The following is a 579-nucleotide window of genomic DNA, read 5'->3' on the forward strand; positions in this document are numbered from 1 at the left end:
TTCGCCTTGGTGCGGTCCACTACGGCGTCAAGCTGCGGCACATTGGCCTGATAGGAACTGATCGGATATTGGAATCCCGGTTCTTGCGAGATGGCCGTCGCCAGCTCGGTGGTCGCCGTCTGCAATGCGGCATAGCCCTCACGGTTGCGATCCTGCACGTAAAGAGAGAACCCGGAACCCGCGCCCAGCCCCATGACAGGGGGCGGCATGATGGCAAAGGCCAGACCGTCCTGCTCCTGAGCGAAGCGCTCGTTCAACTGTTCCGCAATCTCGGTTGCAGTGTGCTTGCGCTCATTGATGGGCTTGAGTACGAAATACACTAGGCCGCTATTGGACGTGTTGGTCAACTGCAAGCCGTTCATGCCCGGGAACTGCACGGCGTTGTAGACGCCATCGGTCTTGAGCGCGATGTCGCTCACACGGCGGACCAGCGCTTCCGTGCGCTCCAGGGATGCACCCTCGGGTAGCTGGATGACACCGATGAGATACAGCTTGTCCTGCATGGGGATGAATCCGCCAGGGACGGCCTTGAACACAGCTCCCGTCGCCACCAGTAGCGCGATGTAGACGAGAAACACC

Annotated in this window: 1 protein-coding gene; it reads right to left on the reverse strand. The window is 60.3% G+C overall.

The window, feature by feature from the left end:
- Positions 1-579: efflux RND transporter permease subunit (locus tag DU29_RS01000000130630; protein ID WP_161781318.1), on the reverse strand; the 579-nt coding region annotated here is incomplete at both ends.

It is taken from the genome of Pseudomonas sp. Ant30-3, assembly GCF_000690905.1.
Taxonomy (GTDB): Bacteria; Pseudomonadota; Gammaproteobacteria; order Pseudomonadales; family Pseudomonadaceae; genus Aquipseudomonas.